The organism is Pseudomonas sp. MPFS, assembly GCF_022537035.1.
Taxonomy (GTDB): Bacteria; Pseudomonadota; Gammaproteobacteria; order Pseudomonadales; family Pseudomonadaceae; genus Aquipseudomonas; species Aquipseudomonas sessilinigenes.
This window is the reverse complement of record NZ_CP066123.1, coordinates 1,540,617-1,566,562: the sequence shown is the minus strand read 5'-3', so window position 1 is coordinate 1,566,562 and position 25,946 is coordinate 1,540,617. Positions and strand designations below refer to the sequence as shown.

Sequence of the window (25,946 nt, the reverse complement as noted above, 5' to 3'; positions counted from 1 at the left end):
CTTGGGTCTATGGAAAGCCATCCTAGGGGCGCTTATTTAATAAGAGAAATACATTTTAAGCATATGCAAATATTACTTTGTTTCATATTCACAACAAGAGATTCTGCGTGCCGCGCATAGCCGCAGACGGAGCATTCCCGCCGCTAGTAGCGAGTCGTGGGGCTTGCCGCTGGAGACTCAGCCGCAGCGGCCTGGGCCGCTGCCAGCACCCGCAGCAAATTACCGCCCCAGATCTTCTCCAGGTCGGCTTCGTTGTAGCCCGCCACCAGCAGGCGTTCGCTGATGCGTGGCAGTTGCGTCACATCCTCCAGCCCCTCGACCCCGCCACCGCCATCCCAGTCGGCGCCGATGCCCACATGCTCAGGCCCCACCACGTCGAGGATATGCAGCAGGTGCTTCATGTAGTCGTCGAGGGTCGCCCTGGGTTGCGGGTAACGGGCTTCCACCTGGCGGATGCGCTCGGCCAGGTCCGCCACTTGTCCGGGGCTGAGGCTGGCGGCCAGGCGAAACTCACGGTACAGCGGCCCCAGCGCCTTGGCACGCTCGGGGTTGGGGACGGCGTTGATCAGGTCGCTGGGAAAACTGTTGACCTGCACCACCCCGCCCTTGGCCGCCAGCTGGCGCAAGCGCTGGTCATCCAGGTTGCGTGGATGGTGGGTAATGGCCCTGCTGCTGGAATGGGAAGCGATGATCGGCGCCGTGGACAGGGCCAGCACCTGGTCGAACACCTGGTCCGAGGCATGGGACACATCCAGCAGGATGCCCAGGCGATTGGCCGCGCTCACCAGCTCGCGCCCGGCCGGGCTCAGGCCCCGCCATTGCGGCAAGGCGGTGGCCGAATCGGCGAAATCGTTGTTGGCCGAATGCACCAGCCCCAGCATGCGCAGGCCCAGGCGATGGTAGGTGAGCAGCCGTTGGGGATCGGCCGCCAGGGGCTCGGCGTTCTCCATGCTGATGAACACCACGCGCTGGCCACGGCCGACGATGGCCGGCACATCCTCGGCGCGCAGGGCCAGGGCGAAGTCCTGGGGATGGGCGGCCACCAGGTCGCGGATTCGGGTCAACACCGCCAGGCCGTGTTCGCTGGCCTGGGTCCGGCCTTCGGCGTCGAGCGGCCCCTGGGGCGTGAAGATCGCCCAGAAGCCGCCATCCAGGCCACCCTCGCGCATCCGTGGCAGATCGACCTGGGACAGGTCGTCCTGGTAACGATGGCGCTGGCGGATGTCCCAGCCCGGCCGGGCCAGTTGCATCGGGGTGTCGAGGTGGCTGTCGAGTACGGTCAGGCGTTGGTGCAGGGCCGCGGCGGGCTCCTGGGCCAGTGCCCACGGGCTGGCCAGGGCCAGGGTCAGCAAGGATCGGCGCAGCATGGGGCCTCCAGGGCCGGATGGAAAAACACGCCAGGTCCTCAGCCCCAATGGAAGCTGCGGTCCCAGAGGCCGGAAACATCCAGCGGCTGGGGCAACACCCCGGCCTCGTAGAACAGATCGGCCACGTCCTGCTGGGACTTCACTGCCGCATCGTCCACCGGTTGCAGCAAGCGCGGGCCGCTCTGGGCGCGGTATTGAGCCAGGAACACTTCCCGCGGCATACCGAGGATCTGCGCGCTGCGGGTCGCCCACTCCTCGGGGTGGCTGGCGATCCACTGCCAGGAGCGGTACTCGCGCAGGATGTAGTCGGTGATCGCCGCATGCTTGCGCGGGTCGGCGATGCTCTGCTGGTTGGCGGCGATCACGTAGTTGCCCGACAGGTAGCCTTGCCCGGTCTTGAGCACCCGGGCCCCGGCACGCAGCTCGGCCAGTTGGATGAAGTAGCCGAAGCTGACCCAGGCATCCAGGGCGCCGTTCTGGAACGCGGCGAAACCATCCTGCGGGGTCAGGGCCATGGGCACGATATCGGCAAAACCCAGCCCCTGCTCCTTCAGCGCCTTGAGTAAAAAGTAATGGGAACTGGTGGAGCGGATGTAGCCGACGCGCTTGCCCTTGAGCTCGGCCACCGACTGCACCGTGGAGCCCTTGGGCACGATGAAGGCCTGGTTGTTGACGTCGCCGGTGAGCACCGCGATCAGCTTCACCGGGGCCTGGTTCTTGATGCCGAAGATCGGTGGGATCTCGCTCATCGGCGAGATGTCCAGGGTGCCGCTGACCAGGGCCTCGAAGCTCAGGTTGCCGCCGGTGAACTCGGCGTACTTGACCTGGTAAGGGGGTGGTTCGATGCCCGCCTGGGTAAAGAAGCTCGGGGCCGCGCCCTTGTAGGTGGCGACGTTCAGGGTGACCCCGGACCAATCGGTGGTGGCTCCCAGCCCCAGGCGCGGCAAGACGCCGGCCAGGCCGGCAAGGGCCGAGAGTTGCAGGAAACGACGACGCTGCATGCTGGCTGTCCTCAATCGAGAAAATCTGCTTCTTCGCGCAGGATGCGCTCGCGGTAGGGCTGGAAACTGAACCAGGCGCCAAACTCGGTGCCCACCTGGCGCGCCGTGTGGCGGGCCACATCATGGGGAATGGGCCGTGGCGTACCGGCAGCCTCGGCCAGCAGCTGGGCCTGGGCGGCGTTGTCCATGGCGATGAAGCGCCAGGCCGCCGCCTCGACGGTCTCGCCCACCGTGAGCAGGCCATGGTTCTGCAGGATCAGCGCCTTGTGCCCGTGCAAGGCGGCGGCGATCCGCGCCCCTTCGCTGGCCTCCAGCACCACCCCGGAGAAGTTGTCGAACAGCGCGTGCCGCTCATAGAAGGCGCAGGCATCCTGGGTCAGCGGGTCCAGCAGGCGACCCAGGCTCGACCAGGCCTTGCCGTGCAACGAATGGGCATGGGCGGCGGCCACCACCTCAGGATGGGCCTGGTGCAGCGCCGCATGGATGGCGAACGCCGCGAGGTTCAACGCGCCCTCGCCTTCGACGATGGCGCCGTCGGGGTCCACCAGCAACAGGTCGGAGACCCGTACATGGCCGAAATACACCCCCACCGGGTTGACCCAGAAATGCTCCGGGCGCCCCGGGTCGCGCACCGTGATATGCCCAGCCCCCCCCATGTCGAAACCCAACCGGGCGAAAACCCGGAACGCCGCCGCCAGGCTCTGCTTGCGTTGCAATCGCTCGAGCTCGACGCTGGCTTGGCGCGGCGGGTGCTCCCAGCGAAAAACCGTATGCCCATCGCGGGGCAAGTCATACACCGCGGGACGAAAATGTGCGGTCATATCCACTCTCCTTGAAGTGCTCATCAATACCCTGCTCCCGCCTGCCCTTCTGCGGTCTCAAGATCCCCGCGTCTGCTACGCAGCCTTCGGCAGCGGCGACACAAACCGCCATGGGCCTTGCCTGGCGATCACCGCAAGACCTAGGCACCGCACGCTAGTAGCCACGCTGGATCTGCACCGGATTTTCCAGCGGCAAACCATCGCCCCAATGCCGGAGGTTGCGCTCCAGCAGCCGGGCGATATTCAGGTAGACCCCGGGCGAGTTGGCCGAGGTGTGTGGCGACAGGTGAATCCGTGGATGGCGGTAGAACGGATGCCCCTCGGGCAACGGCTCGGGATCAGCCACATCCAGGCTGGCCAGGCCGATGCGCCCGCTGTCCAGGGCCTTGAGCAGCGCCGGCTGATCGATCAGCGCGCCCCGGGCGATATTGATCAGGTGCAGCCCCGGCTTGGCCATGGCCAGCACATCGGCGTCGACCACCTGGCGGGTCTGCTCGGTCAGCGGCACCGCCAGCAACAGGTGGTCGGCGCGGGAAAACAGTTGCCCCAGGTCGCTCACCGACTCCACCCCGGGCACCTGCAAAGGCTGCGGCGAACGCCGCAGGGCCAGCACCCGCATGCCCAGCGCCAGGGCCTTGGGCGCCAGTTCCCGGGCAATGCTGCCAAAACCGAACAAGCCCAGGGTGCTGCCGGCCACCGCCGCCAGCGGTCGTTGCTGCCAATGTTCGGCGCGCTCGACCCACACCTGGGGCAATCCCTTGGCGGCGGCGAAGATCGCCGCCAGGACGAACTCGGCGATGCTGGACGCAGTGCAGCCCCGGGCACTGGCCACCGGCAGGTGCTCGAACAGCCAGCGGGGAAAGTAATCCAGGCCGGAACTGGCCAGTTGCACGAAACCCAGGCCGAAGGGCCAGCCGGTCGGTGGCTGCGCCGCGTCGCGAAAATCGGCATGGGGCGCGGCCAGCAGCACCTGGATATCCGTGGGCAAGCCGGCGGGAATACCCCGGGGCAGGTCCAGCACCTCGATCCCGGGCAGCCACTGGCGCAATTGCCGGTTGAAGGCTGCGTCGAGCTGGCTGGCGATGCGCGTCACGCCTGGCCTCCACGGCTGGGCAAGGCGAACGCGGCACGCCCCACCGCGCCGAGGATGGCGTCGTTCTGCGGCGTATGGATGCGGCTGCACAGCACATCGCGATAGTGGCGCTCGATGGGATTGCCCCGGGCCAGCCCCGGGTTGCCGATGGCCTCGATCCCCAGTTCCACCGCACTGATGGCGTTGCTGGTGACCAGGTACTTGACCTGGGTGGCCTCGCTGGCGGCGATCCGCCCTTCGGCGGCGGCGTCGAGCAGTACCCGGTTGTTCAGCAACAAGGCATCGATACGCCCGATCAGTTCCTGGAAACGCGGCAGGCTCGACAGCGGCGCGCCGAGGTTGGCCGGGGCCCGTTGAGCGAGCCAGCCCAGCAACCAGTCGCGGGCGGCACGGGCCACCCCGTCGTAGATCGCCGACAGCAAGACCGCCAGCCAGAGCACGCCCTTGCTGTCCAGCTCCGAAGGTCGCGGGACGTTGGCCAGCTGGATGTCCACCGCCCGCTCCAGGGGCACGAACACCTCATCGAAGATTACATCGTGGCTGCCGGTGGCACGCATGCCCAGATGGTCCCAGGTTTCCTCGATGCGGATGCCCGGGCTGTCACGGTGCACCAGCCAGGTGCCCACGCGGGGCTCGGGCTCGTCGCTGCGGGCCCACACCGCCAGCCAGGTCAGCCCGGGAATGCCGGTGGAGTAGATCTTGCGACCGCTGAGCGACCAACCGCCCTCGACCCGCCGCGCCAGGGTGGCCGGCAGGCCGCCACGAGCGGGAGTGCCCAGGTCCGGCTCGACCCGCAACGCATTGATCAGGGCTCCGTCCTGCACCGCTTCGCGGGCCACTTGCTGGCGCAGGTGCAGGGGCCAGGCGGTGTTCTGCTGCAGGCGCGTGTGCTGCAAATACTGCATCACCAACACCAGGGCGGTGGAAGGTTCGCCCTGGGCCACGGCGCCGATCACCCGCCGCGCCTGGGCCAGGGTCGCCTCGCTGCCGCCCAGGGCCCGGGGTACGGTCAAGGCCAGCAAGCCATGCTGGTGCAGGCGTTGCAGGTTGGCATGGGGAAACTCGCTGTGGCGATCATAGTGGGCCGCCGTGGCGGCAAACTCCTCACTCAACTGCTGCAGCAGGTCGGCGAACGCCACGGAGTCCAGCTCAAGGGGCGCCGTAGTGGCGATGGTTTGTTCGGTAAAAAGGCTCATCGGCTGGCAATCCTGCTCAGGGGTGGGGCAACAAGGGGGGCCGGCTCGGCCTCGGTTTCGACGCCCAGTAATTGCAGCAACCGCCCACGCAGTTGCTGGAACCCGGGAAGGCCGGCCTGGCGCGGGCGCGGCAGGCGGATCGGCAGTTGTTCGGCAACGCGCCCGTTGGCCAGCACCAGCACGCGGTCGGCCAACAGCAGCGCTTCATCGACATCGTGGGTCACCAGCAGCACCGCCGGGGCATGGGCCTGCCACAGGCGAATGATCAACCGATGCATGCGGATCCGCGTCAGCGCGTCGAGGGCGGCAAAGGGTTCGTCCAGCAACAACAGCTGCGGCTCACGCACCAGGGCCCGGGCCAGGGCCACACGCTGGGCCTCGCCACCGGACAGGGTGCCGGGCCAGGCCTGCAACCGATGGGCCAGGCCCACTTCCTCCAGCGCCGCCTGGGCCCGCTGGCGCATCTGCTCGCCCCGCACGCCGAGGGCGACGTTGCGCCAAACGCGCTTCCAGGGCATCAAGCGTGGCTCCTGGAACACCGCGGCCATGGCCGTCGGTACCTGCAAGCGCCCGGCGTCGATGGGTTCCAGGCCGGCCAGGGCGCGCAACAAAGTGGTCTTGCCCGAACCGCTGCGGCCCAGCAGGGCGACGAACTCTCCCGGGGCGATGTCCAGGTCCAGTTCGTCGAGCACCGCCTGCCCGGCGAAGCGCCGGGTGATGCCACGGCCTTCGACAGCGGCTGGCGAATGGCCCGCTGCGGTCGGGCCCGATAGCGAAGATGACAGGTGCATGGCTCAACTCCTGATGAAAGTCGGCCGCCAGGCCAGGGCGAAACGTTCAAGGCCCCGTACCAGGGCATCGATGCCCAGGCCGAGCACGCTGTAGACCAGCAGGCAGATCACGATCACGTCGGTGCGCATGAAGTCCCGGGCGTCGTTGACCAGGTAGCCGATGCCGGCGCTGGCGTTGATCTGCTCCACCACCACCAGGCCCAGCCAGCTGATGCCGAAGGCGTAGCGCAAGCCGACGAAGAACGCCGGCAAGGCCCCGGGCAGGATCACGTGGACGATCAGTTCCCAGCGCTTGAGGCCTAGCAGGGTCGCGGCCTCCACCAGCTTGGGATCGAGGCTGCGGATGCCGGAGAACAGCGTGAGGTAGATGGGAAAGGTGGTGCCCAGGGCGATCAGGGCGATCTTGGGCGTCTCGCCAACCCCAAACCAGAGGATGAACAGCGGCACGATGGCCAGGAACGGCAGGGTACGCAGCATCTGCATCGGCGAGTCGATGGCCAGCTCGCCACCGCGCGACAGGCCGGCCAACAGGGCGAGCAGCGTACCGAGGCTGACGCCGATGGCCAGGCCAGCGAAAGCGCGCTTGAGGGACACCCACAGATGCCCGCCCAGTTCACCGCTGCCCAGCATCTGCCACAGGGTGGCACCGATGGAGCTGGGGGCGGCGATGACCCGCGCCGGCAACAAACCGGTGCGCGCGGCCAATTCCCACAGCAAGAGCAGCAGCAAGGGGCTGGCCAGGCGTAGCAGCAGTTGCACCAGGGCCCGATATCCAGGGCTTGCGGTCCAATGGCCGGAGACTTTGAGCGGGGCTTGCGCAGGCATTTCAATATCCCTATTTCAGCGCGTTCGAATCCCATGCTAACTACATAAAAAACGTCCGTGAAATTCGTTTTGGTTCTAAATTAATATACATATATTGCATTAACTGACAATTGAGATATGCAATTCACTTGCAAATCAGCGAGCTATCCGCCCCGTTCAGGACGGTGACTGGCCGACACGGGCGGCCACCATTTCGCCAAACATGCTCACCGGCTCCTGGAGGTTGCCGAGGAAGCGCGGATGGATCAGCCAGAGGTCGATCACCGGCTTGAAATCACTGACCGGCACGATCTCCAGCTTGTCCCGGTGGCTGCTGTTTTCCAGCAACGGCAGCGGCACCAGGCCATACCCCAGGCCATTGGCGATCAACCCCAGTTGCAGCTCGGTACCGAAGGTCTCCAGGTTGATCTGCAGCGACAGGCCCTGGGCACTCAGGGCCCGTTGCAGGCCAGCACGGAAACCGCAGCCATCGGGATTGAGCACCCAGCCGCGCTGGTAACAATCGGCAAGCTTGCAGGAACGCTTGCGCGCTTCGCCCCGGGCCGCCACGACCACCAGGTTCATGCTGCCCAGGGAGCGCCCCACCACTGCCTCGGGAAACACCTTGCCGGCAGGAAACAACGCGGCCACTACATCCAGCTCGCCGTTCTCGACCTTGCCCAGCAGGTGGCTGCCCCAACCGGTGGCCACCGAGGTTTGCAACTGCGGGTAGAGGGTCTTCAACTGGCTCAAGGCATCGAGCAGCACCACATCGCCAATGGTCTGTGGCACGCCGATGCGCAGGGCGCCGCTGGGGGCGCCGTCACTGGCCACCAGCTCGTTCAGCGCATCGATGCTGCGTAGCACCTCTAGGCACTGGCCATACACCCTGAGGCCCATGCTGGTGGGCTTGAGCGGCTTGGTATTGCGGTCCAGCAGCTCGACCCCGAGCGCCTCCTCGAAGTTCTGCACCCGGCGGGTGATGGCCGGCTGGGTCAGTTGCAGGGCGTCGGCCGCCTGGCTGATGGTCTGGCAGCGGATCACCGCCACGAACGCGTTCAGATCATCTATCTTCATTCTTTTTTCGCATAATAAATTACTGGAAAAATGTTCGATAAGAATAATACCTTTTAGCTCGACCGTGTAGTTCGTGTCGTTCGTCCTGTGTCCACGGAGGGAACCCATGCCCCACAACGCCTCGACCGTCTCCATTGCCTCACCCAACCTGGCCCGCCTGCGCGGCTTCATCGGCGACCTGGCCGAACTGCTCGACAGTCATCCCGACGAAGCCCGGGTCCTGGACCAGGGCGCGGCCTTGCTGCAACGCCTGGTAAGCCAGGACGACTGGCTGCCCGATGCCTTCGCCCAGGCCGACCCGCAGCGCTACCAGCAATTCCTGCTGCACACCGACTCGCGCCAGCGCTTCTCCATCGTCAGCTTCGTCTGGGGCCCGGGCCAACGCACGCCGATTCATGACCACCGCACCTGGGGCCTGATCGGCATGCTGCGCGGCGCCGAAGACTCCCAGGGCTTCGAGCGCCTGGCCGACGGCCGCCTGCAACCTGCCGGGGCACCGGTGCGCCTGGTGCCGGGCCAGGTGGAAGCGGTGTCACCGAATATTGGCGATATCCACCAGGTGACCAACGCCCATGCCGACCGGGTGTCCATCAGCATCCATGTCTACGGTGCCAACATCGGCGCGGTGCGGCGTGGGGTGCATGACCTGGACGGTCACGAGAAGCTCTTCATCTCCGGCTATTCCAATACCTTGCTGCCCAACCTCTGGGACCTGTCGAAGGAGCCCCTGCAATGACCGATTTCCCGACCCGCCGCCCGGCACAGATCCGCCAGGCCTTGCTCGAACGCCAGGAACTGGCCCTGGTGGACGTGCGTGAAGAAGCGCCCTTCGCCGAGGCCCATCCGCTGTTCGCCACCAACATCGCGCTGTCGAAACTGGAGCTGGAGGTGTATGCGCGCATCCCCAGGCGCGATACCGCCATCACCCTCTACGACCAGGGCGAAGGCCTGGCCGAACGCGCCGTAACCCGCCTGCGGCAACTGGGCTACAGCGATGTCGCCCTGCTCGCAGGCGGCCTCGACGGTTGGCGCAACGCCGGGGGCGAGTTGTTCAAGGACGTCAACGTGCCGAGCAAGGCCTTTGGCGAACTGGTGGAGGCCGAGCGCCACACGCCATCGCTGGCTGCCGAGGAGTTGCAGGCCCTGCTCGATCAGCAAGCCGACCTGGTGGTGCTCGATGCCCGGCGCTTCGACGAGTACCAGACCATGAGCATCCCTGGCAGTACCAGCGTGCCCGGGGCCGAGCTGGTGCTGCGGGTCCGTGAACTGGCGCCCGATCCGCAAACCCGGGTGGTGGTCAACTGTGCCGGGCGCACCCGCAGCATCATCGGCACCCAATCGCTGGTGAACGCCGGTATTCCCAACCCGGTGGCGGCCCTGCGCAACGGCACCATCGGCTGGACCCTCGCCGGCCAGGCCCTGGAACACGGCCAGCAGCGGCGCTTCAGCGCACACGTCGGCGCCCACCGCGCACAAGCCCAGGCCGCGGCCCGGGCGGTGGCCGACCGGGCCGACGTAGCGCGCATCGACCTGGCCCAGTGGCGCCGCTGGCAGGCCGAACCCCAGCGCACCAGCTACCTGTTCGATGTGCGCAGCCCGGAAGAATTCGCCGCCGGCCACCTGCCCGGCGCCCGCTCCACCCCAGGCGGCCAGCTGGTGCAGGAGACCGACCATTTCGCCAGCGTGCGCGGCGCGCGCCTGGTGCTGGTGGACGACGATGGCGTGCGGGCCAACATGAGCGCTTCATGGCTGGCGCAGATGGGCTGGCAAGTAGCCGTGCTCGACGGCTTGCGGGGCAGCGACTTCAGCGTACGCGGGCCGTGGCAGGCGCCGTTGCCGGACAGCCCGGTAGTCGAGGAAATCAGCCCGCGGACCCTGGCCGACTGGCTGCGCGAGCCCGGCACCCTGGTGCTGGATGTCACTGCCAGCGCCAACCATGTGCAACGCCATATCCCCGGCGCCTGGTGGGTACTGCCCAGCCAGTTGGCCCAGGCCCTGGAGCGCCTGCCGCCACCCGAGCGCTTCGTCCTGACCTGTGGCAGCAGCCTGCTGGCGCGCTTCGTCGTACCGCACTTGCAGGCCCTGACCCAACGCCCGGTGTTCGTTCTCAGCGGCGGCACAAGCGCCTGGATCGAAGCCGGATTGCCCCAGGAAGAAGGCCAGCAGCGCCTGGCCTCGCCACGCATCGATCGCTACCGGCGCCCTTATGAAGGTACCGATAATCCCCGGGAAGCCATGCAGGCCTACCTGGACTGGGAGTTCGGCCTGGTGGCGCAGCTGGGACGCGATGGCACCCATGGATTCTTCGTGATCTGAAGGCAGCCAACGGCTTGTCGGCGCGGGTCGACAAGCCATTGCGGGGGGCTGATGGGCACCTGGAAAGTGCCATCAAATGGCCAAGTGACAAATAGCAATAATTCTCGATATCATTCGCGACCTCCTGCCCACCGCGTCGTCAAGAAGGATATCCATGTCTCGCCCCAAGCCCGACTCTGTGTCGGCGGACTCTGTTCGCGGGTTCTATGCGGACATCCTGCATTTCCTGCGTAAACGGACGGACAACGCCAACGACGCGGCGGACATGACCCAGGACGTATTCACCCAATGGCTCGATTACCGTGACCGGGCCCAGGTGGAGCAGCCCCGGGCCTTCCTGTTCCAGATGGCCCGCAACCTGTTGCGCGATCACTGGCGACGCCAGCAGGTGCGCAGCAAGGTGCACCAGGACGCCCATCCCGAAGAAAGCTTCGACAGCGAACCGCTGGCCGACGAACAGCACGAGCCGCTGCCTGCAGCCCAGCGCCTGCAACGCCTGGAACAATTGAAAGAAGTCCTTGCCCAACTCTCGCCGCGCCGCCGCGAAGCCCTTATGCTGCACCGCTTCGAAGGGTTGAGCCAGGCACAGATTGCCAAGCGCATGGGAATTTCCGTCAGCATGGTGGAAAAACACATCGCCTTTGCCCTGCTGCATTGCAAGCAGCATCTACAACGAGAAAACGGCAAGGAGCTGCCTGAATGACCCGCTTTCCCGACAACCATGACGACCCCGGCACCGCACAGATCGATAGCGAGGCCGCCGGTTGGTTCGCCCGTAACCGCAACTCCCCGGACCGCGCTACCCGCAAGGCCTTCGAAGCCTGGATGGCGCACCCGGCCCATGCCCGGGCCTATGCCGAATTCGAAGAGTTGTGGGTCGACCTGGCGCAATTGCAGCAACTGAGCCAGCCGATTGCACTGCCCCAGCGCAGGAGCCCGGTCTGGCGTCCGGCACTGGCGGTGGCCGCTGCCGTGCTGTGCACGGTGCTGGCAGTCAACCTCGGCACGTCCAGGACACCCTACGTCCAGCAGGTCGCGGCCCAGGAACAGGGGTCACGAGCCTTCAAGCTCCCCGATGGCAGCACCTTGTACGTCAACGCCAATACCCAGGTGCAAATCGACTTCAGCGCACAACAGCGCGATATCTACTTGCAACACGGCCAGTTGTACCTGGAGGTCGCCGCCGACAAGGAGCGACCGCTGTGGGTGCACAGTGGCGCGGCCAAGGTACGGGTCGTTGGCACGGCCTTCGATGTGCGCCGTGGCCAACGCCAGCTGGTGGTCAGCGTCGCCCACGGGCAAGTAGCCTTCAGCCCGGACGGGCGCCCCGCCGAACTGGCCTTGCTCGGTGCCCGGCAACAGGCCATCTACGACCTGCAAAAAGGCACCTTGCGCCAGCAGTCCCTGGAGCAAGACGACGTGGCGGACTGGCGTAGTGGGCGCCTGGCCTTTCGCAACCGCGACCTGGCCAGCCTGGTGGACGAGTTGAACCTGTACCGGCGCCAGCCAGTGCAACTGGCCGAGGGCCCCCTGGGTGCCTACAAGGTCTCGGGCAACCTGGACGTCAACGATCCGGACGCCCTGATCAAGGCCCTGCCCGCGCTGATCCCGGTCAAAACCGTGGCCCAGGCCAATGGCCAGTTGAAGATCGAAGCCCGCTGAAATTCACACATGAGAATATTTTGCATTTGCATATGAGGTTTTTTTTCACTGCCGCGTCTTCCTCCCGTCTGCGATTTGTCCGCAGCGCTTTTCTGGCCTTTAAGCCGCTCAGGGGGAAGTCATGTTTCGCGCGCTCTTGCCTGTACCGTTAGTCCGTACCCGTCCGACCCTGCTGGCCGCCTGCCTGGCGTTGAGCCTGCAGGCCCACGCCGGATCACTCCATTTCCAGTTGCCGGCGCAGCCCCTGGCCGCGTCCCTGAGCCAGATCGCTCAGCAAGCGAAAATCCAGCTGCTGTTCGACGAGCAACTGCTGCGCAATGCCAAGGCGCCAGCCCTGCAAGGTGACTTCAGCCCGGAAGAGGCGATCCGCCAGTTGCTGCGTAACGGCCAGTTCAGCCTGGTCAAGGTCGACAACACCTATATCGTGCGCCCTGCCGAAACCAGCCAGAGCAGCGGCTCGGCCTTGCAACTAGGGGCCATGAGCGTGATCGGCAACGGTTCGGTGGTGGACTCCTCCAGCGTTGGCCGCTCGACCCTGAACCAGGCAGAGATCGATCGCCACCAGGCCAACAACGTGGTCAGCCTGATCGATACCCTGCCCGGCGTGAGCCTGGGCGGCTCGCTCAAGCCCGGAGGCCAGACCATCAATATTTGGGGCCTGGGAGATGCCGAGGATGTGCCGATCACCGTCGACGGCGCCACCAAGAGCGGCTTCGAGCGCTACCAGCAAGGGGTGATCTTCATCGAGCCGGAGCTGATCCGCCGGGTCGAGGTGGAAAAGGGCCCACACTCGCCCAAGACCGGCAACGGCGGCTTCGGCGGCACCGTGCACACCGAGACCAAGGACGCCCCGGACCTGTTGCAGGATGGGCGCAATGTCGGCGCCATGGTCAAGTACGGCTACAGCAGCAACGACCATCAGCAGGCCTATACCTCGGCGGTCTATGGCCGCACCGACGATCATCGCTTCGATGCCCTGGCCTACTGGACCAAGCGCGATGGCGACGACATGAAGCTGGCCAGCTCGATCCCCGATCCGCGCAACCAGTACCTGGTCAACCCCAAGCGCCAGCCCAATACCGCCCAGGACCTGGACGGCCAGCTGTTCAAGCTCAACATGCAACTGACCGACGAGCAGCGCCTGGGCTTCACCTACAGCAGCTCCGACAGCGATATCTGGGCGCCCTTCTCGGCCAAGAACTACCCGGAGCCGCCAAGCAAGGCCAACATCGACAAGTACGGCTATGACGGCGCCACCAAGCGCTACCTGGCCCAGCGCAACACCATCGACACCACCTGGCTGGCCAAGTACGAGTACCAGCCGGTGGACAACCCCTGGGTCGACCTCAAGGTCCAGTATTCCAACTCCAAGACCGATCAGACCGACGAACGCGGCCCGACCGCCTTCTATCAACCGGTCACCGGCGGGCGCAAGATCACCGTGGGCTACGAGGACAAGATTCTCGAAGTGACCAACATCAGCCGCTTCAGCACCGGTCCTCTGGACCACGCCTTGACTCTCGGCACGCAGATCCGCAAGCACACCCGCGAGGTGGACATGTGGATGCCGGGCAAGACCTATGAAGTGCCCAAGTACAACTACGGCCACTACCAGCCGGGGTTCATGCCCCATGGCAAGGTCGACAACAACGCCTTCTACATCCAGGACGCCATCACCCTGGGCGACTTCACCCTGACCCCGTCTCTGCGCTACGACCATGTGCGCAACCGTGGCGAGGAGAACGATGCGCCGCTGTACAACAGCAGCAACCCCAAGGACGGTCATGACTATGGCGACAAGACCTACACCGGCTGGTCGCCACGGCTCTCGGCGTACTGGAACGTCAACCCGAACCTGGCGCTGTTCGCCGACTACAGCAAGACCTGGCGCGCGCCGGTGATCGACGAGCAGTACGAAGTCCAGGCCCCGGGTAGCACTCGCTCCTCCACCAGCCGCAACCTGGATCCGGAGCGCATCACCGCGCTGCGGGCGGGGACCATCCACAACTTCTCCAAGCTGCTGACCGACAACGACAGCGCGCAGATCCGCACCACGGTGTTCCAGAACAAGATCAGCGACGAGATTCTCAAGGCCACCGGCATCGGCTGCGCCGAGCAGCTGAGTACCGGCAAGAGCATCGCCCAGGTGTGCAAGGAGTCGCCGATGTCGGTGTATCGCAATATCGGCGACCTGACCATCAAGGGCTTCGAAGTCGAAAGCTACTACGACTCCACCTACCTATTCGGCGCGCTGTCCTATTCGTGGATCACCGGCAAACACCAGGGCGCCTACACCAACCCCTGGGGGCCGAACGTCTGGGCCCGGGACATTCCGCCGCGAAAATGGGTGGCGACCCTGGGCCTGAAGATTCCCCAGTGGGATGCCCAGGTGGGCTGGCAAGGCCAATGGGTGCGCCAGACCGACCGCCTGCCCAGCGACAAGTACCCCAGCGGCCCGGCCAGCGACTTTGGCGACTCCTACTGGAACCAGTACGGCAACGACCGCTACAACGTGCACGGGCTGTTCGCCAACTGGAAACCCCAGCAGGCCTACCTCAAGGGCACCGAAGTCAACTTCACCCTGGACAACATGTTCAACCGCGACTACCGCCCGCCGCTCAGTGGCGACAACGCCTACAGCCTGGGGCGCAACGCCAAGATCAGCGTGACGCGGTTCTTCTGAAGGCCTTCGCCTGGCACAGCACGCTGCGCCAGGCGAAGCACCACCGATGTATTGCAAACCTTTAGCTTCGCCCTCCCACTGGCCCTCCCTGGGCTAGGATCGACCTCCCCCCTGAAAACCGTTGGAATGCCTTTGGGCGCTTTCAGCCAACGCCCCATTGACCGCGTACGAACATTATCGTACAAATAGGCAAGCATCATGGACAGAGGCTTCAGGAAGGTCAGGCGGGACCTGATCCATGCACTACAGAGCGGTAACTATCTACATGCCGCACGCGGCTCGATCGAGGTCAAGAACCTGCTGGCCACCGGCGAGGTTTCGGCCGGCCAACTGATCGAGGTCATCGTCGCCTGCAAGGGCACCGACCACCAGTGCAGTGCCCACCACAACGCCCCGGACCTTGCCGTCCATGTGCTGAGGAAGGCGGGCTGGTACATCAAGTTCTACTTTATCGAGCCAGATGCGTGGTTCATCAGCGTTCACCGATGAGGACAACCTATGAAACTCTATCTGCAGGGCGACCGGGGCAAGGCACTTTGTGAGCATTGCCAGCAGGTCGTGGGCATTACCTACACCCGGCGCGACGTGCCCTTCAGCGACGGCAACGGTCAGGCCCGGGAGATCCTGGTGGGGGTCTGTGATCAGTGCGCTACCACGGTAGCCATTCCCCCCCAGTCGACCCCGGCGATCAAGGAAGCGCGCCGCCAGCAACTGACCTCCATCGAGGCGCGGCTGCCTGCGGTCTACCTCGACGTGCTGGACGCCGCGATGCACTCGGTGGCCGAGGACGCCGGGGTGCAGATGCGCAAGCTGTTCTTCAGCTACTACTTCAGCGCCCCCCTTGTACCTGCCCTGGAACAAGTGCACGACGGCTTCGCCCAGTACCTGGCCCAACAGGCCGAGGTCCGCCAGATACCTGCCGTGAATGCAATGAAACGCCTGTCGCTTAAGGTGAACCACTATGTGGCCGAGGATCTCGCGCGCCTGCTGCAGGCGACGCGGATGACCCAGACCGAACTGCTCAAATCACTGATCGCGCAGATTCGCCTGGATGTGCTCGAAGGCGGCAACCCGGCGGTGATCGCCGACCTGCGCCAGCTGGTGCGCCTGGGGCTGTGACCTTCAGCCTTGAGCAGAGGCCCTGTAGCCACTACAGGGCTTGCGAGGCTGCGCAAAGGTCCGCAGGACCTTGCTTGGCAATCTACAGCGCAGACCTTGCCCCCCTTCGGGGCGTGCGCAGCTTCGCAGGCTCAGCAGCGGCCACGGGTCATCGGTTGAGGCGAACCAGGTTGAGATCGGGGGCGGTGGTGCGTCGCTGGCTCAGGTAGCGGGTGCAGCTGACCCGCAGGAAGGAGGCGAAATTCACCACCTCGCCGCGGTAGTCCATGACCTCTTCATAGAGCTTGGCGATCAGCTGGTTGGTGGTCATGCCGTCCACCTCGGCGATCTCGCTGAGGATGTCCCAGAACTGGTTTTCCAGGCGCAGGGTGGTGACCACGCCACGAATACGCAGCGAGCGCGAACGCGATTCGTAGAGGATCGGGTCAGCCTTGACGTACAGCTCGCACATGGCGTGGCACTCGCTTACAGGGTGATCCGGGTGCCCAGCAGGCCGAGGAAACCGGCCAGCCAGCTGGGGTGGGCCGGCCAGGCCGGGGCGGTCGCCAGGTTGCCCTGGACATGGCCTTGCGTCACGGGGATATCGATATAGGTGCCCCCCGCCAGCCGCACTTCCGGGGCGCAGGCCGGGTAGGCGCTGCATTCACGGCCTTCGAGGATGCCTGCCGCGGCCAGCAGTTGCGCGCCATGGCACACCGCAGCAATCGGCTTGCCGGCCCGGTCGAACTCCTTGACCAGTTGCAGGACCTTTTCATTCAGTCGCAGGTATTCCGGGGCACGGCCACCGGGGATCAGCAGCGCGTCGTAGTCGCTGGACTGCACCTTGGCGAAATCGAAGTTCAGGGCGAACAGGTGCCCAGGCTTCTCGCTGTAGGTCTGGTCGCCCTCGAAGTCGTGGATCGCCGTGCGCACGGTCTGCCCGGCGCTCTTGTCGGGGCAGACGGCATGCACTGTATGCCCGACCATCAGCAGTGCCTGGAACGGCACCATCACTTCGTAGTCTTCGACGTAGTCGCCAACCAGCATGAGGATCTTTTTCGCGGCCATGGAGTGGACTCCCTTCAAGGAAACACGTGGACAGAAGAAGTACTCAAGGTAGTCGCAATCGGCCGGGCCGGGTAATAGCCAGGTACTACAGCTGCAAGCCACAAGCGGCAAGCTACAAGCTTCTCGCTTGCAGCCATCCACTGGCGCTTACAGCTGCTTGTCTGCCTTGAGCAGGGTCTCCAGGCAGTGTTCGCTGATGCGGTAGAAAGCCTTGAGTTCGTCGATCCGCGCCAACAACTGGGTCGGGTCCTGGGGTTCGGCGCGCTTGACCGCGAGGATCATCTTGTTCTTGTTGGTGTGCTCCAGGGAGATGAACTCGAAGACCTTGGTTTCGTAACCACAGGCTTCGAGGAACAGCGCCCGCAGGCTGTCGGTGACCATCTCCGCCTGCTGCCCCAGGTGCAGGCCGTATTGCAGCATGGGCTTGAGCAACGCCGGGCTCTGGATCTGCTGGCGGATCTGCTTGTGACAGCACGGCGAGCACATGATGATCGCCGCCCCGGAGCGGATGCCGGTGTGGATCGCGTAGTCGGTGGCGATGTCGCAGGCATGCAGGGCGATCATCACTTCCAGTTCGCTGGGGGCCACGCTGCGCACGTCACCGCACTTGAACACCAGGCCCGGATGCTCCAGGCGCTGCGCGGCGGCGTTGCACAGGGTCACCATGTCCTCGCGCAGCTCGACCCCGGTGACTTCGCCCTGGGCCTTGAGGGTATTGCGCAGGTAGTCGTGGATGGCGAAGGTCAGGTAGCCCTTGCCGGAACCGAAGTCCGCCACCCGCACCGGCTGCGCAAGGTCGATCGGCGAGCTGCCCAGGGCATGGCTGAACACCTCGATGAACTTGTTGATCTGCTTCCACTTGCGCGACATCGCCGGAATCAGCTCGTGCTGCTTGTTGGTCACGCCCAGGTCGGCGAGGAACGGCCGGTCCAGGTCGAGGAAGCGGTTCTTCTCGCGGTTGTGCTCGGCGGACGGCACATCGCGCTGGGTTTGCGGCTTGCCCTTGAACAGCGAGCTCTTGCCCTTCTTGCTGTATTCCAGCTGGACCTCATCGGTCAGGGTCAGCAAATGGGCGTTCTTGAACGAAGCCGGCAGCAGCTCGGCGATGGCGGCAATGCCTTCGTCCAGGGAGAAGTTCTTGGTGATATCGCGGGTCTTGTAGCGATAGACGAAGGACAGGCACGGCTGCTCCTTGACCGTCAGCTGCTTGATGATCAGCCGTTGCAGGTCCGCCTCGGCGCCCACGTGCTTGGCCAGTACCAGCTTGATGAAGGCGTTTTGCGCCAGGCTGGTCTCCAGCAATTGCAGGAACTGGGCATGGTGGTCCGGCGCGGGCCGGACGGAAGGTGCGGTGACGGACATGGGGCTGGAGCCTCGGGCGGTGCGGGGAGCGAATCGGGAAATGGCGGGTATTGTAGGGGGGATGAGCCGTCGGGGCACGGAGTTATTGACCCGACGGCGCAGATTCTTCAGCAACCGAGCCCTCAGGGCTCAGTTGAGCACCACCAGGCGGTTGGGCAGCTCGTTGCGCGATTGGGTCAGCGGTACGTGCTCCTTGAGCAGCTCGCCACTGGACGCGATGCAGTCGAGAAAGCCCTGCAAGGTCTGGCCCTGCTTCACCTGCTGGGTAAAGGCCTGGACAATAGCGTGCCAATTCTTGTTGTCCAGGCGCCTGGAGATGCCTTCGTCCACCAGGATCTCCACATAGCGCTCGGCTTCGCTGACGAAGATCAGCACCCCGGTACCGCCCACGGTGTGGTGCAGGTTCTGTTCGAGGAACTGGCGCCGGGCCAGGTTCGAGGCACGCCAGTGGCGCACCGAGCGCGGAATCAACCGGGTGGTAATCCGCGGCAGGCGGAACACCAGGCACAGCACGATAAAGGTCGCCCACTGCGCCAGCAGCAACAGATGCATGTTCAGCCAGCCGGTGGCGTAGTGCACCAGTCCCGGTACCACCAGCGCCAGCAGGCTGGCCCAGAGCAGCGGGATGTAGGCGTAATCGTCGGCGCGGGCGGCCAGCACCGTCACCAGTTCGGCGTCGGTCTGCTGTTCCACCCGGGCGATGGCTTCGGCCACCTGCCGTTGTTCGAATTCACTGAGTAATGCCATGTCGTTAGATTTCCGCTTTTTATTGTCAGTTACCAGCCGCCGGAGGAGCCACCACCGCCAAAGCTGCCGCCACCGCCACTGAAGCCGCCGCCACCGCCGGACCCGCCACCAAAACCGCCGAAGCCACCGCCTCCGCCGCCACCGCGCCCGCTGGTAGTGGAGATCAAACCGAGCGCCTGCGCGACCATGACCACCAGGATGAACAGCAGCACCAGGAAGATGAACAGCAACGGGTGACGCTGGACAAAATCGTCCTGAGCGCTGCTCTCACCCGTGCCGTAAGCGGTGGCAGGCTCATCCAGCGGCGTGCCGCCCAGCACCAGGAGCATCGCCGAAACCCCGTCGCTGATGCCCTTGCTGAACTGTCCGTTCTTGAACGCCGGGGTGATGACCTGGTTGATGATCACCGAGGCCTGGGCATCGGTCAGGCGATCTTCCAGGCCATAGCCCACTTCGATGCGCAGCTTGCGCTCATCCCGGGCAACGATCAGCAGCGCGCCGTTGTTCTTGTCCTTCTGGCCAATGCCCCAGTGGCGCCCCAGCTGGTAGCCATAATCCTCGATGGTGGCGCCCTGCAGGTTCGCCAGGGTCACCACCACCAATTGTTCACTGGTGGCCTGCTCATGGGCCGCAAGTTCCTGGGTCAACTGGGCGCGCGTGGCCGGCTCGAGCATCTGCGCATCGTCCACCACCCGCCCGCTCAGGGCCGGGAACTTCAGCTCGGCCTGGGCCGAAATTGCCAAGACCCAGAGCAACAGCACCAGGCCGATTTTATAGAGTCGCATCAGCACCTCGTCCTCAATGACTTTTCACTTGCACTACCAACTGCCGGATGCCCCGCCACCGCCAAAACTGCCACCGCCGCCCCTGAAACTATCCGAATCGGAACCTGAGCCGGAACTCGAACTGCCGGAGTCGAACCAATCGAATGAACTGCTCGATCCCGAATCACGCTCGGCCCTGGGTTCACGTGTGGGCGGATCATCGCTGGCACGGCCTGGTTCAGCCTCGCTGTTGCGCCACGAAGCCAGTATCGCGCCCAGGGGCAAGACGGCGAACACCAGGAAGAACAACACCTTGAACCACCACATCCATTCGATCTGCTGGTACCAGCTCTGCACCACCCAGCGGTGCGCCAGCATCCGCGTGCTGTTGGGCTCCAGCAGACGCACGATGGAGGTGGTACCGGTAATGATCCCGGAGGAGTACAGCTCATCCTTGAAGTACGGGATGATCGAGTCGTTGATAATGAGGTGCGCCCAGATATCGTCGATCCGCCCTTCCAGGCCGTAGCCCACTTCGATCCGCACCTTGCGATCGTCCTTGGCCACCAGCAGCAGGACTCCGTTGTTCTTGTCCTTTTGGCCGATACCCCAGTGCCGCCCCAGTTGCAGGCCGAACTCCTCGATGCTGTAGCCGCCCAGGCTCGGCACAGTGACCACCACCACCTGGTCGGTGGTGCTCTGCTCGAGCCGTTCGAGCATCTGCGCCAGGTAGACCTGCGCCGAAGGCGTGAGCATCTGCGCGGTGTCCACCACCCTGCCCGTCAGCTTGGGAAACAGGCTTTCAAGCGGCACCGCTGTCGCAGTGGCCGGTGCGGGCTCGACCTGGACAGTGGATTGCGCCGAACGCAACTGCACCCCATCCGTGGGCGTTGGCCCTGGTTGCTGCGCCAGTACGGCGCCACTCACCAGCCATAGCCACAGCAGCGCGCCTCGCAGCACGCGCTGCCCGTGGTTCATCAGAACTTCACTTGCGGGGCCTTGTCAGCATCGGGGCTGGTGGCCTCGAACGACTCACGCACCGGCAGGTCGCTGTACATCAAGCTGTGCCAGAGACGACCGGGGAAAGTACGGATCTCGGTGTTGTACTTCTGCACTGCCAGGATGAAATCGCGACGGGCCACGGCGATGCGGTTCTCGGTACCTTCAAGCTGGGACTGCAGGGCCAGGAAGTTCTGGTTGGCCTTGAGGTCCGGGTAGCGCTCGGACACCACCATCAAGCGACTCAGGGCACCGCTGAGCTGATCCTGGGCTTGCTGGAACTGCTTGAGCTTTTCCGGGTTGTCCAGGGTCTTGGCGTCCACCTGGATCGAGGTCGCCTTGGCCCGCGCCTCGACCACCGCAGTCAGCGTCTCTTCCTCATGCTTGGCGTAGCCCTTGACGGTCTCCACCAGGTTGGGGATCAGGTCGGCACGGCGCTGGTACTGGTTCTGTACCTGGCCCCAATCGGCCTTGACCTGCTCGTCCAGGGTCGGGATGTTGTTGATGCCACAGCCGCTGAGCAGGCTGGTGAGCAGCAACAGGGCGGCGACGGGCCAGCTCGAGCGCAGGCTTTGGGTGATGTTCATGGGTGAGGCTCCTTGCACAACCTGGTTGAAGAGAATCTTTTGCCCGTGTTTTCAGGCCTGGCAGGGCAAAATCTGCCAACGCTACTGGAATGCATCGGGCTGATGGGCTAAAAGATGCCCAGCGCGAAAAAGAGTTCAGAAATAAGGCTGTGTGAAAACGTCGCGAGTCAAGGCAAGACAAGCCTGTTTTTAACGCCATATTGCCCAAGGTAGTCGTTTTCACACGACCTGAAGTGTGCGGGAATTATCTGAACAACAATAGCTGCCCCCTAAATTTTGGCTGTTCGGCGCGTCACTCATGCGTCGGGCTTGAGCCCTTGAGAACAAATTCATGAAGAAGCTGTGTTTGCTGGGTCTGCTGGTCAGCCTGGCCAGTCACCCTGTATTGGCCGAGTCTGCCCCGGTCCCCTTGGAGAACAAGGAAGCCTTTATCACCGATCTGCTCAAGCGGATGACCCTGCAGGAAAAGATCGGCCAACTGCGCCTGATCAGCATCGGCCCGGAAATGCCCCGGGAGCTGATCCGCAAGGAGATCGCCGCCGGTAACATCGGTGCCACGTTCAACTCCATCTCGCGCCCGGAAAACCGGCCGATGCAGGACGCGGCCATGCGCAGCCGCCTGAAGATCCCGATGTTCTTCGCCTACGACGTGATCCACGGCCACCGGACCATCTTCCCCATCAGCCTGGCCCTGGCCTCCAGCTGGGACATGGACGCCATCGGCCGCTCCGGGCGTATCGCCGCCCAGGAAGCCAGCGCCGACAGCCTGGACATCACCTTCGCACCGATGGTCGACATCTCCCGCGATGCACGCTGGGGCCGGACGTCCGAAGGCTTCGGCGAAGACACCTACCTGGTCTCGCGAATCGCCAAGGTGATGGTCAACGCCTACCAGGGCAAGAGCCCGGCGGCCCCCGACAGCATCATGGCCAGCGTCAAGCACTTCGCCCTGTACGGTGCGGTGGAAGGCGGTCGCGACTACAACATCGTCGACATGAGTCCGGTGAAGATGTACCAGGACTACCTGCCGCCCTACCGCGCGGCGATCGACGCCGGTGCCGGCGGGGTGATGGTGGCCCTGAACTCGATCAATGGCGTGCCCGCCACCTCCAACACCTGGCTGATGAACGACCTGTTGCGCAAGGAGTGGGGCTTCAAGGGCCTGGCTGTCAGCGACCACGGCGCGATCATCGAACTGATCCGCCACGGTGTCGCCAAGGACGGTCGCGAGGCCGCCAAGCTGGCGATCAAGGCCGGCATCGACATGAGCATGAACGACTCGTTGTATGGCAAGGAATTGCCAGGGCTGCTCAAGTCCGGCGAGATCGAACAGAAGGACATCGACAACGCCGTGCGTGAGGTGTTGGGGGCCAAGTACGACATGGGCCTGTTCAAGGATCCGTACCTGCGCATCGGCAAGGCCGAGGACGATCCGGCCGACACCAACGCCGAAAGCCGCCTGCATCGCAGCGACGCCCGGGATATCGCCCGGCGCAGCCTGGTGCTGCTGAAGAACCAGAACGACACCCTGCCGCTGAAAAAGACCGCGAAGATCGCCGTGGTCGGCCCATTGGCCAAGGCACCGATCGACATGATGGGCAGCTGGGCCGCCGCCGGCGTGCCGGCACAGTCGGTAACCCTCTACGACGGCATGCGCAATGTGCTGGGCGACCAGGCCCGGCTGGTCTACGCCCGGGGCTCGAACATCACCGACGACAAGAAGGTGGTGGACTACCTGAACTTCCTCAACTTCGACGCCCCGGAAGTGGTGGACGACCCACGTCCGGCGCAACAGATGATCGACGAGGCCGTGAAGGCGGCCCAGGCTTCTGACGTGATCGTCGCGGCCGTGGGCGAGTCGCGGGGCATGTCCCATGAATCCTCGAGCCGCACCGAGCTGAACATCCCGGCCAACCAGCGAGCGCTGATCAAGGCCCTCAAGGCCACCGGCAAGCCGTTGGTGCTGGTGCTGATGAATGGCCGGCCACTGACCCTGCTGGAGGAAAACCAGCAGGCCGACGCGATCCTGGAAACCTGGTTCAGCGGCACCGAGGGCGGCAACGCCATCGCCGACGTCCTGTTCGGCGACTACAACCCGTCGGGCAAGCTGCCGATCACCTTCCCGCGCTCCGTGGGCCAGATCCCGACCTACTACAACCACCTGACCATCGGCCGGCCGTTCACCCCAGGCAAGCCGGGCAACTACACCTCGCAGTACTTCGATGACATCACCGGCCCGCTGTTCCCGTTCGGCTATGGCTTGAGCTACACCCGCTTCAGCCTGTCGGACCTGGCCCTGTCCTCCACCACCCTGCACAAGGGCGGCAAGCTGGAGGCCAGCGTGACCTTGAAGAATACTGGCAAGCGCGACGGCGAGACCGTGGTGCAGTTGTATATCCAGGATGTGGCCGGGTCGATCATTCGTCCGATCAAGGAGCTGAAAAACTTCCAGAAGGTCATGCTCAAGGCCGGCGAAGAGAAGGTCATCCGCTTCAACATCAGCGAAGACGACCTGAAGTTCTACAACGCCCAGCTCAAGTACGCCGCCGAACCTGGCGACTTCAACGTACAGATCGGCCTGGATTCCCAGGACGTCCAGCAACAGAGCTTCGAACTGCTCTGATCCCCCCTCACCGGCTGGCGCATGACCTGCGCCGGCCGCCTCCTTCTGCAATCCCCTGTAATCCCCGCAATATCTGTAGCCGTATCAGCCGTGACGGTCAGCCGCGACGATCCAGCAGGTTGACCACCAGGCGATCGACCCATCCCCAGATCCGCTGCTTGATCCGGCGCCACAGGGGCCGGTTGCGCCACACCGCCAGGCTGACCTCCTCGCTCTGGACAAAGTCCTTCTCGAAGCTCGCCACCACGGCGGCGGTCAGCACCGGGTCCACGGCCTCCAGGTTGGCCTCCAGGTTGAAGCGCAGGTTCCAGTGGTCGAAGTTGCAGGACCCGACGCTCACCCAATTGTCCACCAGCACCATCTTCAGGTGCAGGAACTGCGGCTGGTACTCGAAGATCCGCACCCCGGCCTTGAGCAGTCGCGGGTAATAGCGGTGCCCGGCGTAGCGCACCGCCGGATGGTCGGTACGCGGCCCGGTCAACAGCAAGCGCACATCCAATCCTCGGGCTGCGGCCTTGCGCAGCGAACGGCGCACCGACCAGGTCGGCAGGAAATAAGGCGTGGCCAGCCAGATGCGCCGCTGGCCGCTGTGCAAGGCGCGAATCAGCGAATGCAGGATGTCCCGGTGTTGGCGGGCGTCGGCATAGGCGAGCCGCCCCAGGCCCTCACCGGTATCGGGCAGGCGCGGCAGGCGTTGCAGGCCGAAATCGGCATGGGGTTTCCAGGCACCACGGTGCAGGTTGGCGTCCCACTGGCGATCGAACAACAACTGCCAGTCGCGCACTATCGGGCCGCTGACCTGCACCATCACTTCGTGCCACTCGCAGCTATTGCTCTCGGGCAGCCAGAACTCGTCGGTGACACCGGTTCCCCCCACCACCGCCAGGGATTGGTCCACCAGCAACAGCTTGCGATGATCGCGGTACAGATTGAGCAGCCCCTGGCGCCAGCGCAGGCGATTATAGAAACGCAGCTCGACCCCGGCTTCGGTCAGGGTACGGCGCAAGGCCTGGGGAAATGCCAGGCTGCCGTAGTCGTCGAACAGGCAGCGCACGCGTACCCCTCGCTCGGCAGCCAGGACCATGGCCTCGACCATGGCCTGCGCGCAGGAACCGGCCTCCACCAGGTACAGCTCCAGCTCCACCTGTTGCTGGGCCCGGGCAATGGCCACCAGCATGCGTGGGAAGAACTCGGGACCATCGACCAGCAATTCGAAGCGGTTGCCTTCGCGCCAAGGAAAAACCGCTGCGCGCATGTCAGCGGGCCGTGAAGATCAGCACCGCACCCACCGGCACCGAGAGACTGATACCCGACAGGCCCGCGACCTTGCGCAGGCTGTCCACGCCAGGCGCCAGGCCGAAGTCTTCGGCATTGAGTACCAGGGGCTCCAGGGTCACCACCTGGAAGCGCCGGTCATCCAGGCGGGTGGCCAGGAGTTCGGCGTCATAGGTGTGCTCCCGGCCATGCAGGCTCACGGTGACCGGCAACAGCAGCTCGATCTGCGCTCCGGGGGCCAGGTCATTGATGGGGCGCAGGTTGATCTGGGCACTGATCAGGGCCTCGGGAAACTGCTGGATCTGGAACAGCTCCTGGCGCATGCGTTCGTCGCGCAACGGAATGCCGCTGCTGACCGACTCCAGCTCCACCTGTAACTGGGCCAGGCCCTTGCCATCGACCTTGCCATGCAGCACCAGAAAGCGCTGGACCTCGCAAATGCTGGCGTTCTTGGTGGTCACGAAGGAAATACGCGAGGACTCGTTGTCCAGGTACCAGTTGGCCTGGACCGGCAGGGCCAGTACTGCCAACAGACTGAGAAGAAGGCGGATCGGCGTACGCATGCAAGCTCCCGTAAACAGAAGGCGCCACCTTAACCGGCTGCCAGGAAGC

General features: G+C 64.6%; 25 protein-coding genes. 8 read left to right on the top strand and 17 right to left on the bottom strand.

Features of this window, described 5'->3' with window-relative positions:
- Positions 1 to 143 precede the first annotated feature (143 nt).
- From I9018_RS07160 to I9018_RS07125, 8 genes are all read right to left on the bottom strand, one after another.
- Complete coding sequence (locus I9018_RS07160) at positions 144 to 1,367, bottom strand: dipeptidase (protein ID WP_241109076.1); 1,224 nt, start codon at positions 1,365 to 1,367, stop codon at positions 144 to 146.
- A 38-nt stretch (positions 1,368 to 1,405) separates the two neighbouring features.
- A complete protein-coding gene (locus I9018_RS07155) occupies positions 1,406 to 2,368 on the bottom strand; it encodes an ABC transporter substrate-binding protein (RefSeq protein ID WP_124345956.1) in 963 nt (320 codons plus the stop codon).
- Between the two features lie 11 nt (positions 2,369 to 2,379).
- A complete protein-coding gene (locus I9018_RS07150; protein ID WP_241109075.1) occupies positions 2,380 to 3,189 on the bottom strand; it encodes a class II aldolase/adducin family protein in 810 nt (269 codons plus the stop codon).
- Positions 3,190 to 3,343: 154 nt separating this feature from the next.
- Entirely contained in the window at positions 3,344 to 4,282 is a 939-nt protein-coding gene (locus tag I9018_RS07145; RefSeq protein WP_068582117.1) for a D-isomer specific 2-hydroxyacid dehydrogenase family protein, read from the bottom strand.
- A complete protein-coding gene (locus I9018_RS07140) occupies positions 4,279 to 5,478 on the bottom strand; it encodes an acyl-CoA dehydrogenase family protein (RefSeq protein ID WP_241109074.1) in 1,200 nt (399 codons plus the stop codon). The genes I9018_RS07145 and I9018_RS07140 overlap by 4 nt, the downstream gene beginning before the upstream one ends.
- Complete coding sequence (locus I9018_RS07135) at positions 5,475 to 6,269, bottom strand: ABC transporter ATP-binding protein (RefSeq protein ID WP_241109073.1); 795 nt, start codon at positions 6,267 to 6,269, stop codon at positions 5,475 to 5,477. Before I9018_RS07135 ends, I9018_RS07140 begins: the two co-directional genes overlap by 4 nt.
- A 3-nt stretch (positions 6,270 to 6,272) precedes the next feature.
- A complete protein-coding gene (locus I9018_RS07130; RefSeq protein WP_241109072.1) occupies positions 6,273 to 7,094 on the bottom strand; it encodes an ABC transporter permease in 822 nt (273 codons plus the stop codon).
- A 156-nt stretch (positions 7,095 to 7,250) separates the two neighbouring features.
- Complete coding sequence (locus I9018_RS07125; RefSeq protein WP_068582107.1) at positions 7,251 to 8,150, bottom strand: LysR family transcriptional regulator; 900 nt, start codon at positions 8,148 to 8,150, stop codon at positions 7,251 to 7,253.
- Between the two features lie 106 nt (positions 8,151 to 8,256).
- Here I9018_RS07125 and I9018_RS07120 point away from each other — a divergent pair, with 106 nt between their 5' ends.
- From I9018_RS07120 to I9018_RS07090, 7 genes are all read left to right on the top strand, one after another.
- Positions 8,257 to 8,886 (top strand): cysteine dioxygenase, encoded by a 630-nt coding sequence (locus I9018_RS07120; protein ID WP_241109071.1) that lies wholly within the window; start codon positions 8,257 to 8,259, stop codon positions 8,884 to 8,886.
- Entirely contained in the window at positions 8,883 to 10,466 is a 1,584-nt protein-coding gene (locus I9018_RS07115; RefSeq protein ID WP_241109070.1) for a rhodanese-related sulfurtransferase, read from the top strand. The genes I9018_RS07120 and I9018_RS07115 overlap by 4 nt, the downstream gene beginning before the upstream one ends.
- A 154-nt stretch (positions 10,467 to 10,620) precedes the next feature.
- Entirely contained in the window at positions 10,621 to 11,169 is a 549-nt protein-coding gene (locus I9018_RS07110) for an RNA polymerase sigma factor (protein ID WP_124345948.1), read from the top strand.
- The gene (locus I9018_RS07105) at positions 11,166 to 12,128 is read left to right on the top strand and encodes a FecR domain-containing protein (RefSeq protein WP_241109069.1); all 963 of its coding nucleotides are present in this window, start codon (positions 11,166 to 11,168) and stop codon (positions 12,126 to 12,128) included. The genes I9018_RS07110 and I9018_RS07105 overlap by 4 nt, the downstream gene beginning before the upstream one ends.
- A gap of 121 nt (positions 12,129 to 12,249) precedes the next feature.
- Entirely contained in the window at positions 12,250 to 14,811 is a 2,562-nt protein-coding gene (locus I9018_RS07100; RefSeq protein WP_241109068.1) for a TonB-dependent receptor, read from the top strand.
- Between the two features lie 198 nt (positions 14,812 to 15,009).
- Positions 15,010 to 15,300: a hypothetical protein gene (locus I9018_RS07095; protein WP_241109067.1), complete on the top strand. Its 291-nt coding sequence runs from the start codon at positions 15,010 to 15,012 to the stop codon at positions 15,298 to 15,300.
- A 9-nt stretch (positions 15,301 to 15,309) separates the two neighbouring features.
- The gene (locus I9018_RS07090; RefSeq protein ID WP_053135436.1) at positions 15,310 to 15,930 is read left to right on the top strand and encodes a hypothetical protein; all 621 of its coding nucleotides are present in this window, start codon (positions 15,310 to 15,312) and stop codon (positions 15,928 to 15,930) included.
- 148 nt (positions 15,931 to 16,078) lie between these two features.
- On the opposite strand, the gene I9018_RS07085 is transcribed toward I9018_RS07090, so the two are convergent.
- From I9018_RS07085 to I9018_RS07050, 7 genes are all read right to left on the bottom strand, one after another.
- A complete protein-coding gene (locus I9018_RS07085) occupies positions 16,079 to 16,381 on the bottom strand; it encodes a ribbon-helix-helix domain-containing protein (protein ID WP_241109066.1) in 303 nt (100 codons plus the stop codon).
- Positions 16,382 to 16,395: 14 nt separating this feature from the next.
- A complete protein-coding gene (locus tag I9018_RS07080) occupies positions 16,396 to 16,977 on the bottom strand; it encodes a DJ-1/PfpI family protein (RefSeq protein WP_241109065.1) in 582 nt (193 codons plus the stop codon).
- A 147-nt stretch (positions 16,978 to 17,124) separates the two neighbouring features.
- Entirely contained in the window at positions 17,125 to 18,339 is a 1,215-nt protein-coding gene (locus I9018_RS07075) for an SAM-dependent methyltransferase (RefSeq protein ID WP_241109064.1), read from the bottom strand.
- 129 nt (positions 18,340 to 18,468) lie between these two features.
- Entirely contained in the window at positions 18,469 to 19,086 is a 618-nt protein-coding gene (locus tag I9018_RS07070; RefSeq protein WP_068582083.1) for a TPM domain-containing protein, read from the bottom strand.
- Between the two features lie 29 nt (positions 19,087 to 19,115).
- The gene (locus I9018_RS07065; RefSeq protein ID WP_068582205.1) at positions 19,116 to 19,871 is read right to left on the bottom strand and encodes a TPM domain-containing protein; all 756 of its coding nucleotides are present in this window, start codon (positions 19,869 to 19,871) and stop codon (positions 19,116 to 19,118) included.
- 33 nt (positions 19,872 to 19,904) lie between these two features.
- Positions 19,905 to 20,828, bottom strand: coding sequence for a TPM domain-containing protein (locus I9018_RS32700; protein ID WP_277398095.1), 924 nt, complete (start codon positions 20,826 to 20,828; stop codon positions 19,905 to 19,907).
- A complete protein-coding gene (locus tag I9018_RS07050; RefSeq protein ID WP_068582077.1) occupies positions 20,828 to 21,436 on the bottom strand; it encodes a LemA family protein in 609 nt (202 codons plus the stop codon). Before I9018_RS07050 ends, I9018_RS32700 begins: the two co-directional genes overlap by 1 nt.
- A gap of 331 nt (positions 21,437 to 21,767) precedes the next feature.
- On the opposite strand from I9018_RS07050, the gene bglX reads away from it, so the two are divergent.
- Entirely contained in the window at positions 21,768 to 24,059 is a 2,292-nt protein-coding gene (gene bglX / locus I9018_RS07045; protein WP_241109063.1) for a beta-glucosidase BglX, read from the top strand.
- 97 nt (positions 24,060 to 24,156) lie between these two features.
- Here bglX and I9018_RS07040 read toward each other — a convergent pair whose 3' ends face one another.
- Both I9018_RS07040 and I9018_RS07035 read right to left on the bottom strand, forming a co-directional pair.
- On the bottom strand, positions 24,157 to 25,314 hold the full coding sequence (locus I9018_RS07040) for a phosphatidylserine/phosphatidylglycerophosphate/cardiolipin synthase family protein (protein ID WP_068582074.1): 1,158 nt from the start codon (positions 25,312 to 25,314) through the stop codon (positions 24,157 to 24,159).
- A 1-nt stretch (position 25,315) separates the two neighbouring features.
- Positions 25,316 to 25,897 (bottom strand): YceI family protein, encoded by a 582-nt coding sequence (locus I9018_RS07035; protein ID WP_241109062.1) that lies wholly within the window; start codon positions 25,895 to 25,897, stop codon positions 25,316 to 25,318.
- Between the last annotated feature and the right edge of the window lie 49 nt (positions 25,898 to 25,946).